Below are 15,823 nucleotides of genomic sequence, written 5' to 3'. Positions count from 1 at the left end.
CTGCGCAGGTCGCGGGGGGTTTCGAGTGCGCATCGTCGTCGTCACCGCTGTGCACGGTCCGTCGGCCCGGTTTCTGCCGGAGGCCCACAAGTCCCTGTGCGAGCAGCGGCTGCCGGAGGGCTGGGAGTGGCACTGGGTGATCCAGGAGGACGGGGAGAGCGCGGACGTACGGCCGTACGTGCCCGACGACGAGCGGGTGACGTTCCGGCAGGGCCGGGCCGGGGGCCCCGGTGTGGCCCGGACCATCGCGCTGGCGCATGCCGAGGGCGCGTACGTGAAGGTGCTGGACGCCGACGACCAGTTGCCGCCGGGCACGCTCGCGCGGGACATGGCGGCGCTGGAGGCCGACCGCGGTCTCGGGTGGGCGACGTCGCGGGTGCTGGACCTCATGCCCGACGGGTCGACCGTCGGTTTTCCGGGCGACCCCGACCAGGGGCCGATCGAGCGCGGGGCCGTGTTCGACCACTGGAAGGCCAACGACTTCCTCTCTCCGGTCCATCCGGCGTCGCTCTTCGTACGGCGTGAGCTGCTGCTCGCCCTCGGCGGTTGGATGGCGCTGCCCGCGTCGGAGGACACGGGGCTGCTGCTCGCGCTGAACGCCGTGAGCCGTGGGTGGTTCTCGGGGGAGGTGGGGCTGTTGTACCGGAAGTGGGAGGGGCAGGTGACCGGGCAGACGGCCCATGTGGACCGGGCCGAGCGCGCTGCCCGGATGGCGGTCGTGGAGGCCAGGGCTCGGGCGTTGGCGGGCCTCCGGTGGCCTTTTCCGGTGGGCACCGACCTGAGCCGATCAACCACCTGAGCCGACCAACGGCTGAGTCGATCAACGGCTGAGTCGATCAACGGCCTGAGCCGATCAACGGCCTGAGCGGGCCGGCCTCCTGCCGTGAGCCGGTCACCGGCCTACGGCAGGAGCTCCGTCCCCGTCGCCGCCGTCGCGACAGGATCATGGCGGATGTACCACTCCGTACCGAGCAACCGCTCCCGCTCGGACGCCGGCAGCGCGGCGATCAGGCCCGGGGCGGCTCCCCGTTCCACCTCCGTCCGGTGCGCGAGCACGGCGGCGAGCTTCTGTGCCAGCCACGGTGTGACGTCGACGGTCGCCGTGACGCGGCCGTCCGGGACCGTGCGCATCGTCTTGCCCACGGGGGCCAGGTGTCCGCCCCACGCCCGGACGGCGGAGTGCGGGTGCGTGGACAGGTACAGGGCGCTCGGCTCCCAGGGCTCACCCGCGTCAGGGTAGAGGCGTTCGAGGCCGGCGGCGTGGACCGCCAGCAGGGTCACGCGGTGGGTGTGCACATGGTCCTCGTGGCCGCTCAGGCCGCCGTAGGCGTCGTGGGTGACGACGATCTCCGGGCGGAAGTCCCGGATTTGCGCGACCAGGGCGCCCACCGCCTCGTCGAGCGGGGCGTCGCACAGGCGTGGTCGGCCCGGGGCCGACCGGGGGACGCGGGAGTCGGCGTAGCCCAGCATGCGTGGCTTGCCGGCGCCCAGGATGTGGAGTGCGTCGGCCAGTTCCGCGGCGCGCGGGGTGTCCGCCGCCCAGGTGGCCGTGACGACCGCCGTGCGGGCGCCCGCCGCCGCGTGCCGGGCGAGGGTGCCGCCCGCCGTCAAGGACTCGTCGTCGGGGTGGGCGAAGACCGCGAGCAGACTCGGTACCGGCACCGGGCCTCGCTACGGACGATCCGGCGACGAGGGCGCGTCCGTGATGCTGATGGCCTGGCTGGGGCACTTCTCCGCCGCCTCCAGGATCTCCGGGGCGTCGCCCCTCTCTTCGTGGCCCGGGCGGACGACACCGAATCCGTCGACGAACTCGAAGACCGCCGGGGCCCTGTGGACGCACTCGGCGGAGCCGTAGCAGAGCTCGCGGTCGACGGAGACCTTCTGCCCCTTCATCTGTTTCATCCCCCTCGTTCCCCCACCGGCCGATGCCGGAAGCCGGCGGGACCTGAGGTGTTGACTGCCCAGCGCTAGGCCGGCTGAACCGGCCCGGCTACCGCGCTCCGGCCGTCGCGAGCCAGTGGGCGACTCGGCGCACGGCGGCCTCGTCGAGCCGTTCGACGAGTGCCTGGACCGTCGCGTCGTCCTCGGGGGAGAGCTCGTAGAGGCCCGCCTTGCTCAGGCCGGACATGAGGACCTGGTGGCGGCGGCCGGTCATGCGTTCCGCCAGCTGGGCCGGTTCGGTGGTGGAGGACTCCGGGCTCGGCCGGGACGCCGCCGGCTGCTTCAGGGGCGTGTCGAAGCGGTGCCACGCGCCGTCCTTCGGCCCCCAGAGGGCGAAGGTCACCTCGTCCCCCCGCGCGCGCAGTGTCTGTGTCATCTCGCCGAGGGCGTGCAGCACGGGCGAGCGGTGGCGTGACTCCGCGGCTGCCCGCCACGTCCGCGCGGCCGGTTGGTAGTACATCGCCACCCAGCGCGGGGCGCCCTGCGGTCGTGGGCTCTCGGGACGTGTCTCCACTGTGCTCCCCCCTACGTCGCTTGTACGTCGCTTGTACGTCGTTCCGGAAGCGGTACGGCAGGCCGTTCCTTGGCAACGGCAGGCGAACGGCAGGCAGACCATAGCTGACGGGTCGTCAGTTATCCAGGGTTGTAGAACGCGGTCCGCTGGGGAGGATCGCCACGTTGGATCACCACGTCGTTCGGCGCCGGTCCCTCCCCTCGTGGGGACCGGTGCCGAACGGTGGGGTCGCGGTCGTCCGACTCCGCTGGAGGCTGACCGGATGAGTGTGCTGCCGCGTCCGGATCCTGCCAGTTTCGGCTGCCGACGAGGAGTCTCCGGTTCCGGGTCGGCGGCATTATCGCAGGTCAGACGTATAGAGTGAGTTTTCCGGTCCGGACGTCCAGTCGCGGGGAGTTAGGGAGTGGAGACCTTGGGTTCCGACTCCGGGGCACGCACCGCCTTCGCGGAGCGCCTCGCACTGCTGTACAAGGAAGCCGGGAACCCTCCACTCAAACGTGTGTCCGAAGCGGTCGTCCGGCTCCAGCGGGTCGACGAACGCGGGCGTCCCGTCCGGGTGTCCGCGCAGCGCATCAGCGACTGGCGCCGGGCACGGAACGTACCCGCTCAGTTCACCGCCCTCGCGGCGGTGCTGCACGTGCTGATCCCCGAGGCGCGGCGCGCGCGGCCCACGCCGGTGTCGCCGGGCCTGTACGACCTCGGCCAGTGGCAGCGGCTGTGGGAAGCCGCGGTGGCCGACCCGGTCGGCGAGCGCGGCGCGGGGGCAGCGGAGCAGGAGCGGCCCGCCGCCGAGGCCCCGCCCGCGCCCGGCGGCGTGTGCCCGTACCGGGGGCTGGCCTCGTACCGCAGGGAGGACGCCCGGTGGTTCTTCGGCCGGGAGCGGAGCACGGACGCGCTCGTCGCCCAGCTCCGGGCCGTGGCGGAGACGGGCGGCCTGGTCATGCTCGTGGGTGCGTCGGGGGCGGGGAAGTCCTCGCTGCTGAACGCCGGACTGGTGCCGGCGCTGCGGGAAGGCGTGCTGCGGGAAGGCGCGTTGCGGGAAGGCGCGTTGCGGGAAGGCGCGCAGAGTGACGACGGCGACGACGGCGGCGACCGTGAGACCGGTGGTGGCGGCCGGGCCACGAAGGTCGTGCAGCTCGTCCCCGGTGGTGATCCGCTGGCGGAGCTGACCCGGTGCATCCCCGACCTGGGGCCGGTCGTCCCGGCCGGGGGCGCGGCCGACGAACCCGCGGCGGAGGACCCCGTCGTCCGCACCACGGTGGGCCCACGCGTCCCGAGGGGCCCTGACGTCCGCGCCGCCGTCGCCGCCTGGGCGCGGCGCGAGGCGCCGGCCGGTGCGCGGCCGGTCATCATCGTGGACCAGTTCGAGGAGACCTTCACACTCTGCCCCGACGAGGCGGAGCGGCGTGCCTTCGTCGAGGTCCTGCACGCCGTCTGTTCGCCGGGCGACGACGGCGACCCGGCCCCGGCGGTCGTGGTCCTGGGCGTGCGGGCCGACTTCTACGAGCGGTGCCTCAGATATCCCGAACTGGCCGACGCGCTCCAGCGCCGTCACATGGTGCTCGGGCCCCTGACCACCGCGGAGCTGCGCGAGGCGGTGACGGGCCCGGCCAAGGCCGTCGGCCTGGAACTGGAGCCGGGCCTGGCGGAGCTGATCGTCCGGGAGGTGAGCGCCGACGGCCCGCGCGGGGCGCACGACGCGGGAGTGCTGCCGCTCCTCTCCCACGCCCTGCTCGCCACCTGGCAGCGCAGGAAGGCGGGCCGGCTGACGCTCGCCGGGTACCGCGCGGCCGGCGGCATCCAGGGCGCGGTCGCGGCGACCGCCGAGCGGGCCTGGTCCGGTCTCGACCCGGCGGCGCGCACGGCGGCCCGGCTGCTCCTGCTCCGCCTGGTCCGGCTGGGCGAGGACACCCAGGCCACCCGCAGGCGGGGCACCCGGCGCCAGCTCGCGGACGAGTCGACCGACCCCGGCAAGACCGAGGAGTCCTTGGAGGCGCTGGTCCGCGCCCGGCTGGTGACGCTCGACGCGGAGACCGTGGAGATCACCCACGAGGCGCTGCTGCACGCCTGGCCGCGGCTGCGCGACTGGATCGACGAGGACCGGCAGGGCAACCTGCTGCGCCAGCGCCTGGAGGAGGACGGCCGGGCCTGGGAGGAGTCGGACCGCGACACCTCGCTGCTCTACCGGGGCTCCCGTCTGGAACAGGCCCACGGGTGGGCGAAATCCGCCGGGGACACGTTCCTGACCCGGAGCGCGGTGGAGTTCCTGGCCGCCTCGGTCAGGCTGCGCAGGCGCATCATCTGGATCAGCCGGGGGGCGGTGGCGGCCCTGGTCGTGCTGGCGGTGCTGGCCGTCGGAGCGGCCGTCGTCGCCTGGAAGCAGCGGGACGAAGCCGTGTTCGAGCAGGTGCTCGCCCAGGCCGATCGCGTCCAGTACACGGATCCCTCGCTGTCCGCCCAGCTCGACCTGGTGGCACATCGGCTGCGGCCGGACGACAAGGGTGCGAACAGCCGCCTGATCTCCATCGTGAACGCCCCGCTGGCCACGCCGCTGGTCGGCCACACCGGCGCCGTCTACCTCACGACGTTCAGTCCGGACGGGCGCACCCTGGCCACCGCCAGTTACGACCGGACCGTACGGCTGTGGAACGTGGCCGACCCCAAGCGTCCGAAGCCGCTGGGCAGGCCTCTCACCGGCCACACCAGCTGGGTGAGCAGCGCGGTCTTCAGCCCGGACGGCCGCACCCTGGCCAGTGCCGCCGACGACGGCACGATCCGGCTGTGGGACGTGACGGACCCCGCCCACCCGCGGCCGCTCGCCCGGCCGCTGACCGGCCATGACGGCACGATCTACCTGATCGCCTTCAGCCCCGACGGACGCACGCTGGCCTCCGTCGGCGACGACCACACCGTACGGCTGTGGGACGTGGCCGACCCGAAGCGTCCGAAGCCCCTGGGCAAGCCGCTGACGGGGCACAAGGCCGCCGTGCGCTCGGTGGCGTTCAGCCCGGACGGCAGGACCCTGGCGGCCGGTGGTGACGACGGCACGATCCGGCTGTGGGACGTGACGCACCCCCGGCGTCCGGTGCCGCTCGGGGAGCCGCTGACCGGCCACAGCGACACGGTGCACTCCGTGGCCTTCAGCCCTGACGGCCGGACGCTCGCCAGCGGCAGCGCGGACGACACCGTCCGGCTCTGGAACATGACCGACCGGCGTCGCCCGGCAGCGATCGGAGCGCCGCTCACCGGCCACACGGGCGCGGTGTGGTCGGTGGCCTTCAGCCCCGACGGGAACATGCTCGCCGCCGCCAGCGCGGACAGCACGGCGAGCCTGTGGAAGGTCAGTGATCCGGCGTACCCGTCGCAGGTCGGCGGGCCCCTGGCGGGCAGCAGCGGCGAGATGTACGCGCTCGGCTTCAGCCCCGACGGGCGCACCCTCGCCACCGGGACGGGCGACAACAAGGTCCGTCTGTGGGCGCTGCCGACGGCCGACATGATCGGCCGGACCGGAGCGTTCCGGCCGGACGGGCGGGTGCTCGCGACGGCGGCGCTCGACGGGCGGGTCCGGCTGTGGGACGTGCGCAAGCCCGGCAGGCCCGTGCCGATGGGCGAACCGTTCCGGCCGAAGGGCGGCGTACGCTCCCTGGAGTTCTCCAAGGACGGCCGCACCCTCGCGGTGGTGACGGGAGACCGGGCCGTGCAGCTGTGGAACGTCGGGGATCCGGACCGCCCCGCCCCCCATGGGTCACCCGTCCCCCTGCCCATCCGGTTCGCCGACCCGCTGGCCTTCAGCCCGGACGGGCGCCTCCTGGCGACCGCCTACGACGACCGCACCATCCAGCTGTGGGACATCGCCGACCCGTCCCGCCCCCGCCGGCTCGGCGCACCCCTCACCGGTCACAAGGGGTACGTCAACTCCCTCGTCTTCAGCCCGGACGGCCACACGCTCGCCAGCGGCAGCGCCGACGGCACCATCCGTCTGTGGAACGCGACGGACCCCGGACGTGCCGTCCTGCGCGGCGCACCTCTCAAGGGCCATCTCGGAGCCGTCAACGTCCTCGCCTACAGCCCCGACGGGCACACGCTGGCCAGCGGCGGTGACGACAACTCGGTGCGGCTCTGGGACATCGAGGGCCCCGCCAAGGCCTCGGAGCTGACGAGCCTCACCGGCCACACGGAGGCGGTCGTGTCACTGACCTTCAGCCGGGACGGCCGAACCCTGGCCAGCGGCGGCAACGACAGCACCGTCCGGCTCTGGAACGTCTCCGACCCCGCCGAGGCCGGCCCGATCGGCCAGTCGATGAGCCCCAACGCCAAGAGCGGCACCTTCCTGGCGTTCAGCCCGAACAGCCACATGCTCGGGGTGTCGAGCGGCACCGACACCATTCGGCTCTGGAACCTGGACGTCGACGAGGCGGCACGCCGCGTCTGCACGATGACCCGGGGCGTGCTGACGCCGGAGACCTGGCGCGAGTACCTGCCCCGGCTGTCCTATGACCCGCCGTGCGATCCCTGAGGGGCCGGGTCGCACAACAGGCCCCGCAATCACGGAGGTTGAGTGATACGAGTCACAACTCCGGCTTTGCTGACGAACAGTCGGTTCCGATGGGCAAGCGCTTGTTACCCTTGGCCATAGCCCGACCGCTGGTGCATCCCCCGTCGCCAGCGGTCGGGCCTTTGTGTGTGCGTGGCCTCTATGCGGGCGCGTGGCCTCGCAGGCCGAGCCGCATCAGGACCCGGGGGTGGCCGCCCAGCACCGACGTGGTGTCCGCCGCGTAGGTGAAGCCGGCGCCTTCGAAGTTCTTCCGGAGCCCGGGGTACGCCATCGTCAGGTCGACCTTGGCGTCGCCGTTGTCGAGGGGGTACGCCTCGATCGCCGGTGCGCCGTGGGCCCGGGCGAACTCGACGGCTCCGGCGATGAGGGCGTGTGAGATGCCCCGCTTCCGGTGACCGGGGCGTACCCGGAGGCACCACAGCGACCAGACGGGCAGGTCGTCGATGTGCGGGATCTTGCGGTTGCGGGCGAAGGAGGTGTCCGCGCGCGGGGCGACGGCGGCCCAGCCGACCGGTTCGTCGCCGTCGTAGGCGAGCACGCCGGGCGCGGGGTCCTGGTGACACAGCTCGGCGACGTACGCACCGCGGGCCGGTCCGCGCAGTTCGTTGTTGAGCTTGGAGGGGATCCGGTAGCTCAGGCACCAGCAGACGTTCGCCCCGGGCGACTTCGGGCCGAGCACGGCACGGACGTCCTCGAAGTCCGACGCCGGGCGCACGTCGATGCTCATGCCCTCACGATGCCACGCCGCGCTCGGCCGCGCCGCTCGGTCAGCGCCTGGGCGGCACGGCCCGGCTGAACGCGTTGTGGAACGGCTGTGCCATCCCGGCGAGCGTCGAGGCGCTCTGCGCGAACGGCGTGATCGGGTCGATAGCCCGCGACCGGCTGCTGCCGCCACCACCGCCGGGTTCGGCGGCCAGGGCGGACGAACCGCCCTGAAGTACGACGAGCGCGACGAGCAGGACAGCGGCACGGGGGAGTGGATGAGATCCCATGCCCGCTTCAACGCTGCAACGAAGCTTTGTCCCTGGTCACAGGCCTGCCATTGGTGTTTTAGGCGTAGGACCGACCGCTGCCTGGCCCCCACGCGGGCCGGCGTCGCGGGCCTGCTCAGGCCGACGCCGCTCGCAGCATTCGCAGTTGGCCGATCTCCGTCACGTTCTTCATCAGTTCCGCGTTCACCCAGGCCGCCATGCGCGCGACGGTGTACTGGGGGTCGTTCGGCCAGGGGAACGGTGCCGGGCCGTCCAGGTCGGAGTCGGTGAGGTCGTCCAGGACGGCCAGCCACTCCGTGCGCAGGCCGCGCAGCCACTCGATGGTCGGTGTGCCCTCGCCGGGCCATACGACGTCCGTGCGGTCGCGGGGCGGGCGGCCCCGGGCGTGGTCGAGGGTCACGCTCCACCACCAGCCGATGTGCCAGCTCACCCAGGCGATGGTGGGGACGGGCACGGGGTCGGGCTCGGTCTCCGCCCAGTCCGGTACCCAGGTGCCGTCGGGGCCCTTGCGCATGGTCCAGCAGAGCGGCGCGGGCTCCCAGAGGAAGTCCTCCGGCTCCAGCCGCTCCAGGTGGTACTCGAACAACGACCAGGTCAACTCGAACTGCCAGCGCGGCAGTTCCGTGCGGGAAACGCTCATCGGACGACCCTACGCAAGGGCCCGGGCGTCCCGGGCCAGTCCCGCCCAGTCGAGGTCCCGCAGCGCGGGCTCCGCGTCGCAGCCCGACGGCAGACGAGGCGTGGCCTGGAACCAGAGAACGGTGAGACGGGAGCGGTACGCGACCGGGTCGTGGGCCGGATCGAGAGCCGAGGAGTGGAACGTGCCGACGCAGGCCACGGCGGGCAGGACCTCGACGGGCCCGAGGCCGCCCGCGTACTGGTCGGGGTAGGCGCGCGGCGGCGGGACCAGGTGCACCGGCGTGCCGGGGCGGGCCCGCTCGGCGGCGCGCAGCAGCCCTCGGATCCGCAGGTCGTTCACCGGCTTGCAGGGATAGCCCTCCAGCAGGTCGCCGTACGTCGACGTGAACCGCAGCTCGGCGAGGTCCACCGAGCGGCCGGAGGCCAGGACGAGGCGGGCGAGCGCCAGGGCCGGCGTTTCGGCGTGCTGTCGCATGGAGGTCTTTCGGTGCTCATGGACGGGGTGTCGCTCACGGCCGGTCCCCCGTCAACCGCGCCGCCGACGCGATCGTCGCCCGGGCCTCGCGCTCGGACAGGCCGGTGCTCCGCGCGGCCTCGACCAGGGCGTCCACGAGCGCGGGGCCGATGCCGTCCTCGTAGGCCCGGCAGGCCGCCCAGAACAGCCGGGTGTTGCGCTGGCCCTCGTGCGCGGCGAGGACGAACTGGACCAGGCCCTGGCCGTGTCCGCCGGTCGCCGGGGGCGTGGGGTGGTGGGCGCGGGGCGGCGGGAGGAGCAGGCGCAGGAGGGAGCGCGGGCAGGGCGCGGGGGCCAGGTGTGCGCTCCCCGGCGCCGCGGCGTACACGCCCTGGCCGGTGCGGGAGCCGGGGCCGACGAGGTAGCCGCCGGCGCCCCGGATGTCGATGCCGGGCGCGAGGCGGCCCGCCGAGTTGGGCACGACCACGTCGGGCGGGCCGCTCAGCCAGAGGTGGCGACCGCCGGACGGGGTCACGACGACCACGGTCGGCGGGATGGTGAACAGGTGCCGCAGGGCCAGCTCGCGCAGGGCGGACGAGGAGTCCGTGCCGGTCTTCACGTCCAGGTCGATGCCGATCAGATGGTGCGGGGGCAGGCCGCAGGCGATGCCGTAACCGGTCGCCCAGGGCGCCGCGGCGAACAGCTCGCGGATGCGGGCCGGATCGCTGGAGGCGTCGTAGACCCCGTGGCCGAGCCGGCCGCACTCGCCGTGGCAGGCGGAGGGGACGGGGTCCTCGCGGTGCGGGGAGCGCAGCGCCGGGAGCTTGGTGCGGGACAACGGGATGACGGCCAGTCCGCGTTCGGCGGCTGACAGGGCGTGTGCGAGGGCCAGCGTCGTGGCCTGCCGGTCGGTGGTGGCCATGCTACTAGTTTCGTACGTACGTTCGAAAAAGGAAAGAGGGAGCGGGTGCGACGCGCCGGGGCGGAGAGTCGGACGGGAAAGCGCTGGAACGCTTCGTCCCTTGCGGCGCCTGGGTTCGAACGCCCCCTTCTGCTCCCGTCCGGGACAGGAGTGACGCAAAGGGGTTTATCGACTTGTCATCACGCTTGAGTGCGAATGGTGGCTTCCGGGATGGTTCGCCGGGGATTCGGTGGGCAACTCTGGACTCGCGACGTCGAGCACCGCACCGGGGTGACCGGCCAACTTCCCTGGTGGCAGCAGTACTTCTGAAGTCCTGGAGGGACAACAACATGGCACGTACCCGTACCGTCCGCGTCATCGCCGCCGTCTCCGCCCTTCCGCTCGCGGCCGCCCTCTTCACCGGAGTCGCGACGGCGGACAACGGCGCCTTCGCGGGCAACGGATCGATCGCGTCCGCCACGGAGGCCGAGCAGGGCATCCTCGGCAGCGGCGTCGGCGGCGACAACTTCGGCAACTCGGCCACCACCCAGCAGCAGGCCGTCGGCGAGGGTGCCTCCAGCCAGAGCAACACCGCCCAGGTCAACGGCTCGGCGTTCACGGCCGTCAACCAGGGCAACGCCAACACCGCCGTCAGCTTCGCCCCGCTGTGGTGGTGAGCTGAGCGGGCCGGTGTACGGCATCGGACCGTGTGTGTGGGTGTGCTTCGTGGGGTGACGAGCGCCTGTGCGGCGGTACTTCGGTGCCGCCGCGCAGGGGTTTTCCGCGACGTCGGGCCTTGACGGGCGCGCTGATCTGACGGACAGTCAGAAACCGTGAGTGGTGAGCCGGAGGTCCACGAGGAGTTCGAGGCGCGCCTGAAGGCCTACGAGGGCCGTCCGGCCGCCGCCACCGGGGTCGGCCGGGACCCCGTCAACGAGGCGATGATCAGGCACTGGTGCGAGGCCATGGGCGACACCAACCCGGCGTACACGGGCCCGGACGCCATCGCTCCCCCCACCATGCTCCAGGCGTGGACCATGGCCGGTCTCTCCGGCCGCCCCGAACGCACCGCGGCCTACGACGAACTCCTCCGCCTGCTCGACGAGTCGGGACACCACGCCGTCGTCGCCACCGACTGCGAGCAGGAGTACCTCCGCCCCCTGCGCCCCGGGGACGAGATCACCTTCGACTCGGTGATCGAGTCGGTGTCGGAGCGCAAGACCACCAAGCTGGGACCGGGGTACTTCGTCACCACCCGCACGGACGTCAGGGCGGGCGGCGAACTCGCCGGCACCCACCGCTTCCGCATCCTCAAGTACGCCCCCGCACGCCTGCCGAAGAAGCAGCAGGAACGCCGCCCGCGCCCCGTCGTCAACCGCGACAACGCCGGTTTCTGGGAGGGCGTGGCGCGCCGGGAGCTGCTGATCCAGCGCTGCACCGGCTGCGGCACCCTGCGTTTCCCCTGGCTGCCGGGCTGCAACGGCTGTGGTTCCCTGGGGTGGGACACCGTAGCGGCGAGCGGCGAGGGCACGGTCTATTCGTACGTCGTCATGCACCACCCGCCCTTCCCGGCCTTCGAGCCTCCCTACGCGGTCGGGCTGATCGAACTGGCGGAGGGCGTGCGGATCGTCAGCAACGTGGTGGGAATGCCGTACGACAAGGTGTGCGTCGGGATGCCGGTGCGGCTGGAATTCCGGCGGTACGACGACGAGCTGGTGCTGCCCGTCTTCCAGGGGGTGGCGCGGTGAACGCCGGTGACCGCCTCCCGCCCCTGGAGATCCCGATCACCCGCACCCTGATCGTCGCCGGGGCGATCGCGTCCCGCGACTACCAGGACGTCCACCACGACCCGGAGCCGGCCCGGCGGAAGGGCTCCCCCGACATCTTCATGAACATCCTGACGACCAACGGCCTGGTCGGGCGGTACATCACCGACCACTTCGGCCCCCGGGCCGAGCTGCGCCGGGTGGCGATCCGGCTGGGCGCGCCCAACCATCCCGGCGACACGATGGTGCTGACGGGCGCGGTCGAGGAGATCGACGGGGAGAGGGTGACGGTCCGGGTCGTCGGCGCGAACGGCATCGGCACGCACGTCACGGGCACGGTGACGGTGAGGGTTCCGGGATGAGCCTGAGAGGGCGGGACGGTCTCGGCGGGCGCGCCGCCATCGCCGGCATCGGGGCCACCGGGTTCTCCAAGGACTCGGGCCGCAGCGAACTGCGCCTGGCCGTCGAGGCGGTGCACGCGGCCCTCGCGGACGCGGGGCTGACGCCGGCCGACGTGGACGGGATGGTCACGTTCACCATGGACACCAGCCCCGAGATCACCGTGGCCCAGGCGGCGGGCATCGGCGAGCTCTCCTTCTTCTCCCGGATCCACTACGGCGGCGGCGCGGCCTGCGCCACCGTCCAGCAGGCGGCCCTGGCGATCGCCGCGGGCGTGGCGGACGTGGTCGTCTGCTACCGGGCGTTCAACGAGCGCTCGGGCCGCCGCTTCGGCTCCGGGGTACGGCACCGGGAGCCGTCGGCGGAGGGCACGGCGCTCGGCTGGGTGCTGCCGTTCGGCCTGCTCACCCCGGCCGCGTGGGTGGCGATGGCGGCCCGGCGCTACCTCCACACCTACGGCCTGACCCCGGAGGCTTTCGGACACGTGGCCGTCGTCGACCGCAAGTACGCGGCGACCAACCCGGCGGCCTACTTCCACGGCCGGCCCATCACCCTGGCCGACCACGCCGCGTCCCGGTGGATCGCCGAGCCGCTGCGGCTGCTGGACTGCTGCCAGGAGACGGACGGCGGACAGGCGCTCGTCGTCACCTCCGTGGAGCGGGCCCGCGACCTGCCCCACCCGCCGGCCGTGATCGCGGCGGCCGCCCAGGGCGCGGGACGCGCGCAGGAACAGATGACCGGCTTCTACCGCGACGACCTGACCGGCCTGCCCGAGACGGCGGTGGCGGCCCGGCAGCTGTGGCGGACCTCGGGGCTCGCACCGGCCGACATCGACGTAGGGATCCTCTACGACCACTTCACTCCGTTCGTGCTGATGCAGCTGGAGGAGTTCGGCTTCTGCGGCCCCGGCGAGGCGCCGGACTTCGTGGCCGAGGAGCGCCTGCCGCTCAACACGCACGGCGGGCAGCTGGGGGAGGCGTACCTGCACGGGATGAACGGGGTGGCGGAGGCCGTCCGGCAGATCAGGGGGACGGCGGTGAACCGGATACCGGGTGCGGAGCGGGTCCTGGTGACGGCGGGGACGGGCGTTCCCACGTCGGGGCTGGTACTGACCGCCGACCCTCAGGGGTGAACCCGCAGTCCCCCGGGCCCTCCGCTCCACCTACAGGAGGTGCAGCAAGCCCTACCCCTACAACCTGAGGGGGACCCCGCTTCGGGACCTGCGGCCGATCCGCTGAAGGCGGCCCCGCTCATAGCGTTGAGCCATGACCACACTCGTCTGCACCAGCGCGTCGAAGGCCGCTGCACCAGCGGCGCAGACCCTTCCGTACCCGTCGTTCTCGTCGTACGTCAGGGCCCGCCAGCCGGTGCTGCTGCGTACCGCCCGCTCGCTCACGGGCAACCCGAGCGACGCGGAGGACCTGTTGCAGACCGCGCTCGCCAAGACGTTCGTCGCCTGGGAGCGCATCGAGGACCACCGCGCCCTCGACGGCTATGTCCGCCGGGCGCTGCTGAACACGCGGACGTCGCAGTGGCGCAAGCGCAAGGTCGACGAGTTCGCCTGCGACGAGCTGCCCGAGACGGAGCCGGTGCCCGGCGGTGACGACCCGGCCGAGCAGCAGGCGCTGCGCGACGCGATGTGGCGGGCGATCATGCGGCTGCCGGCCCGGCAGCGGGCGATGGTGGTCCTCCGGTACTACGAGGACCTCAGCGAGGCCCAGACGGCCGAGGTGCTCGGCGTCTCGGTGGGCACGGTGAAGTCGGCCGTCTCCCGTGCGCTCGGCAAGCTCCGCGAGGACGCTGAGCTGGGGCTTGTCCGTAGTTGAGCGGATGTGTCGGCCGCCGGTGAGCGGTTCCGTCGGCAGCCGTGGTGTGATCGATCACCCGGTCTTAGTGACATACCACGCGGTATGTGCGCAGAATCAGCGCAACCTTTACCACCGCGCAGGCAATGTCGCCCCGGGAGGACGCCGTGCTGAGCACCATGCAGGACGTACCGCTGCTGACCTCGAGGATCCTGACCCACGGGTCGACGATCCACGGGACATCGCGGGTGACCACCTGGACCGGTGAGGGCGAGCCGCACCGCCGCACCTTCGCCGAGATCGGCGCCCGCGCGGCCCAGCTCGCACACGCCCTGCGCGAGGACCTCGGCGTCGCCGGCGACGACCGGGTCGCCACCCTGATGTGGAACAACGCGGAGCATGTGGAGGCCTACTTCGCGATCCCGTCCATGGGCGCGGTCCTCCACACCCTGAACCTCCGGCTCCCGCCCGAGCAGCTGGCCTGGATCGTCAACCACGCGGCCGACCGCGTGATCATCGCCAACGGTTCGCTGCTCCCCCTGCTCGCCCCGCTGCTCCCGCACCTGAAGACGGTCGAGCACGTGGTCGTCTCCGGCCCCGGGGACCGCTCCCTGATCGCGGACGCGACCGCGCGGGTCCACGAGTACGACGACCTGATCGCCGGGAAGCCGGCCGCGTACGACTGGCCGCGGCTGGACGAACGCCAGGCCGCCGCCATGTGCTACACCTCCGGCACCACCGGCGACCCCAAGGGCGTGGTCTACAGCCACCGCTCCATCTATCTGCACTCCATGCAGGTCAACATGGCCCAGTCGATGGGCCTGACCGACGAGGACACCTCGCTGGTCGTAGTGCCGCAGTTCCATGTGAACGCGTGGGGGCTGCCGCACGCGACCTTCATGACCGGCGTGAACCTGCTGATGCCTGACCGCTTCCTCCAGCCGGCCCCGCTCGCCGCGATGATCGAGGGCGAGAAGCCGACCCATGCCGCCGCCGTCCCGACCATCTGGCAGGGCCTGCTCGCCGAGCTGACCGCGCACCCCCGTGACGTCTCCTCCCTCACCCAGGTCACCATCGGCGGCTCGGCCTGTCCGCCGTCCCTCATGGAGGCCTTCGACAAGCTGGGCATGCGGGTCTGCCACGCCTGGGGCATGACGGAGACGTCCCCGCTCGGCACGGTCGCCCGTCCCCCGGCCGGTGTGGTCGGCACGGAGGAGGAGTTCGCCTACCGCCTCACCCAGGGCCGTTTCCCGGCCGGCGTCGAGGCCCGGCTGACCGGCCCGGGCGGCGAACGCCTCCCCTGGGACGGCGAGTCGGCCGGCGAGCTGGAGGTGCGCGGCCCGTGGATCGCCGGCGCCTACTACAACGGCCCGGACGCCGACCCCCTCCGCCCCGCCGACAAGTTCAGCGAGGACGGCTGGCTCAAGACGGGCGACGTGGGGACGATCTCCCCCGACGGCTACCTCACCCTCACCGACCGGGCCAAGGACGTCATCAAGTCCGGCGGCGAGTGGATCTCGTCGGTGGAGCTGGAGAACGCGCTCATGTCCCACCCCGAGGTGGCCGAGGCGGCCGTCGTCGCCGTCCCCGACGAGAAGTGGGGCGAGCGCCCCCTGGCCACGGTCGTCCTCAAGGAGGGCTCCTCCGCCACGTTCGAGACCCTGCGCGCTTTCCTCGCCGCCGAGGGCGGAGTCGCCAAGTGGCAGCTCCCGGAGCGCTGGACGGTCATCGAGGCGGTCCCGAAGACGAGTGTCGGCAAGTTCGACAAGAAGGTGCTGCGCAGGCAGTACGCGGAGGGGGAGCTGGATGTGACGCGGCTCTGACCGTGCCCAGCCGAGTCAGAGGCTCAGGAAGGGC

At 72.6% G+C, this 15,823-nt stretch carries 16 protein-coding genes; 8 read left to right on the top strand and 8 right to left on the bottom strand.

All coding sequences use genetic code 11. The annotated features are described in order from the left end of the window. Nucleotides 1–25: 25 nt before the first annotated feature. Complete coding sequence (locus V8690_RS20535; RefSeq protein ID WP_338780911.1) at nucleotides 26–799, top strand: glycosyltransferase; 774 nt, start codon at nucleotides 26–28, stop codon at nucleotides 797–799. Between the two features lie 101 nt (nucleotides 800–900). On the opposite strand, the gene V8690_RS20530 is transcribed toward V8690_RS20535, so the two are convergent. From V8690_RS20530 to V8690_RS20520, 3 genes are all read right to left on the bottom strand, one after another. Then, complete coding sequence (locus V8690_RS20530) at nucleotides 901–1,662, bottom strand: PIG-L deacetylase family protein (RefSeq protein ID WP_338780909.1); 762 nt, start codon at nucleotides 1,660–1,662, stop codon at nucleotides 901–903. Nucleotides 1,663–1,671: 9 nt separating this feature from the next. Continuing rightward, nucleotides 1,672–1,902 carry a ferredoxin gene (locus V8690_RS20525; protein WP_338780907.1) on the bottom strand — a complete coding sequence of 77 codons (231 nt, stop codon included), beginning with the start codon at nucleotides 1,900–1,902 and terminating at the stop codon, nucleotides 1,672–1,674. Between the two features lie 88 nt (nucleotides 1,903–1,990). After that, nucleotides 1,991–2,455 (bottom strand): hypothetical protein, encoded by a 465-nt coding sequence (locus V8690_RS20520; RefSeq protein WP_338780905.1) that lies wholly within the window; start codon nucleotides 2,453–2,455, stop codon nucleotides 1,991–1,993. 403 nt (nucleotides 2,456–2,858) lie between these two features. On the opposite strand from V8690_RS20520, the gene V8690_RS20515 reads away from it, so the two are divergent. Further along, a complete protein-coding gene (locus V8690_RS20515) occupies nucleotides 2,859–6,971 on the top strand; it encodes a hypothetical protein (RefSeq protein WP_338780903.1) in 4,113 nt (1,370 codons plus the stop codon). Between the two features lie 178 nt (nucleotides 6,972–7,149). On the opposite strand, the gene V8690_RS20510 is transcribed toward V8690_RS20515, so the two are convergent. The 5 genes from V8690_RS20510 to V8690_RS20490 form a co-directional block, all read right to left on the bottom strand. Further along, nucleotides 7,150–7,737: a GNAT family N-acetyltransferase gene (locus V8690_RS20510; RefSeq protein WP_338780901.1), complete on the bottom strand. Its 588-nt coding sequence runs from the start codon at nucleotides 7,735–7,737 to the stop codon at nucleotides 7,150–7,152. Nucleotides 7,738–7,777: 40 nt separating this feature from the next. Next, nucleotides 7,778–8,002, bottom strand: coding sequence for a hypothetical protein (locus V8690_RS20505; RefSeq protein ID WP_338780899.1), 225 nt, complete (start codon nucleotides 8,000–8,002; stop codon nucleotides 7,778–7,780). A 115-nt stretch (nucleotides 8,003–8,117) separates the two neighbouring features. Continuing rightward, nucleotides 8,118–8,642: a DinB family protein gene (locus V8690_RS20500; protein ID WP_338780897.1), complete on the bottom strand. Its 525-nt coding sequence runs from the start codon at nucleotides 8,640–8,642 to the stop codon at nucleotides 8,118–8,120. Between the two features lie 9 nt (nucleotides 8,643–8,651). Beyond that, entirely contained in the window at nucleotides 8,652–9,116 is a 465-nt protein-coding gene (locus V8690_RS20495; RefSeq protein ID WP_338780895.1) for a hypothetical protein, read from the bottom strand. A 34-nt stretch (nucleotides 9,117–9,150) separates the two neighbouring features. Next, the gene (locus V8690_RS20490) at nucleotides 9,151–10,017 is read right to left on the bottom strand and encodes a bifunctional DNA primase/polymerase (RefSeq protein WP_338780893.1); all 867 of its coding nucleotides are present in this window, start codon (nucleotides 10,015–10,017) and stop codon (nucleotides 9,151–9,153) included. A gap of 329 nt (nucleotides 10,018–10,346) precedes the next feature. Here V8690_RS20490 and V8690_RS20485 point away from each other — a divergent pair, with 329 nt between their 5' ends. The 6 genes from V8690_RS20485 (at nucleotide 10,347) to V8690_RS20460 (ending at nucleotide 15,789) form a co-directional block, all read left to right on the top strand. Next, a complete protein-coding gene (locus tag V8690_RS20485; RefSeq protein WP_338780891.1) occupies nucleotides 10,347–10,673 on the top strand; it encodes a hypothetical protein in 327 nt (108 codons plus the stop codon). Between the two features lie 156 nt (nucleotides 10,674–10,829). Further along, nucleotides 10,830–11,744 carry an OB-fold domain-containing protein gene (locus V8690_RS20480; RefSeq protein ID WP_338780889.1) on the top strand — a complete coding sequence of 305 codons (915 nt, stop codon included), beginning with the start codon at nucleotides 10,830–10,832 and terminating at the stop codon, nucleotides 11,742–11,744. Then, the gene (locus V8690_RS20475) at nucleotides 11,741–12,124 is read left to right on the top strand and encodes a MaoC family dehydratase (RefSeq protein ID WP_338780887.1); all 384 of its coding nucleotides are present in this window, start codon (nucleotides 11,741–11,743) and stop codon (nucleotides 12,122–12,124) included. Before V8690_RS20480 ends, V8690_RS20475 begins: the two co-directional genes overlap by 4 nt. Continuing rightward, nucleotides 12,121–13,293, top strand: a complete 1,173-nt coding sequence (locus V8690_RS20470) for a lipid-transfer protein (RefSeq protein WP_338780885.1) — start codon at nucleotides 12,121–12,123, stop codon at nucleotides 13,291–13,293. Before V8690_RS20475 ends, V8690_RS20470 begins: the two co-directional genes overlap by 4 nt. A 133-nt stretch (nucleotides 13,294–13,426) precedes the next feature. Further along, a complete protein-coding gene (locus tag V8690_RS20465; protein ID WP_338780883.1) occupies nucleotides 13,427–13,987 on the top strand; it encodes a SigE family RNA polymerase sigma factor in 561 nt (186 codons plus the stop codon). A gap of 125 nt (nucleotides 13,988–14,112) precedes the next feature. Further along, nucleotides 14,113–15,789: a long-chain fatty acid--CoA ligase gene (locus V8690_RS20460; protein ID WP_338780881.1), complete on the top strand. Its 1,677-nt coding sequence runs from the start codon at nucleotides 14,113–14,115 to the stop codon at nucleotides 15,787–15,789. Nucleotides 15,790–15,823 lie beyond the last annotated feature (34 nt).

This window comes from Streptomyces sp. DG1A-41 (genome assembly GCF_037055355.1).
GTDB lineage: Bacteria > Actinomycetota > Actinomycetes > Streptomycetales > Streptomycetaceae > Streptomyces.
The sequence above is the reverse complement of the archived record's forward strand: the minus strand, read 5'-3'. Positions and strand labels throughout refer to the sequence as shown.

Bases quoted from the DNA above. Each gene is read 5' to 3' on its own strand.
- V8690_RS20525 (WP_338780907.1), bottom strand. From the start codon at position 1,902: ATGAAACAGATGAAGGGGCAGAAGGTCTCCGTCGACCGCGAGCTCTGC.
- V8690_RS20510 (WP_338780901.1), bottom strand. From the start codon at position 7,737: ATGAGCATCGACGTGCGCCCGGCGTCGGACTTCGAGGACGTCCGTGCC.
- V8690_RS20505 (WP_338780899.1), bottom strand. From the start codon at position 8,002: ATGGGATCTCATCCACTCCCCCGTGCCGCTGTCCTGCTCGTCGCGCTC.
- V8690_RS20500 (WP_338780897.1), bottom strand. From the start codon at position 8,642: ATGAGCGTTTCCCGCACGGAACTGCCGCGCTGGCAGTTCGAGTTGACC.
- V8690_RS20495 (WP_338780895.1), bottom strand. From the start codon at position 9,116: ATGCGACAGCACGCCGAAACGCCGGCCCTGGCGCTCGCCCGCCTCGTC.
- V8690_RS20490 (WP_338780893.1), bottom strand. From the start codon at position 10,017: ATGGCCACCACCGACCGGCAGGCCACGACGCTGGCCCTCGCACACGCC.
- V8690_RS20485 (WP_338780891.1), top strand. From the start codon at position 10,347: ATGGCACGTACCCGTACCGTCCGCGTCATCGCCGCCGTCTCCGCCCTT.
- V8690_RS20470 (WP_338780885.1), top strand. From the start codon at position 12,121: ATGAGCCTGAGAGGGCGGGACGGTCTCGGCGGGCGCGCCGCCATCGCC.
- V8690_RS20465 (WP_338780883.1), top strand. From the start codon at position 13,427: ATGACCACACTCGTCTGCACCAGCGCGTCGAAGGCCGCTGCACCAGCG.
- V8690_RS20460 (WP_338780881.1), top strand. From the start codon at position 14,113: ATGTCGCCCCGGGAGGACGCCGTGCTGAGCACCATGCAGGACGTACCG.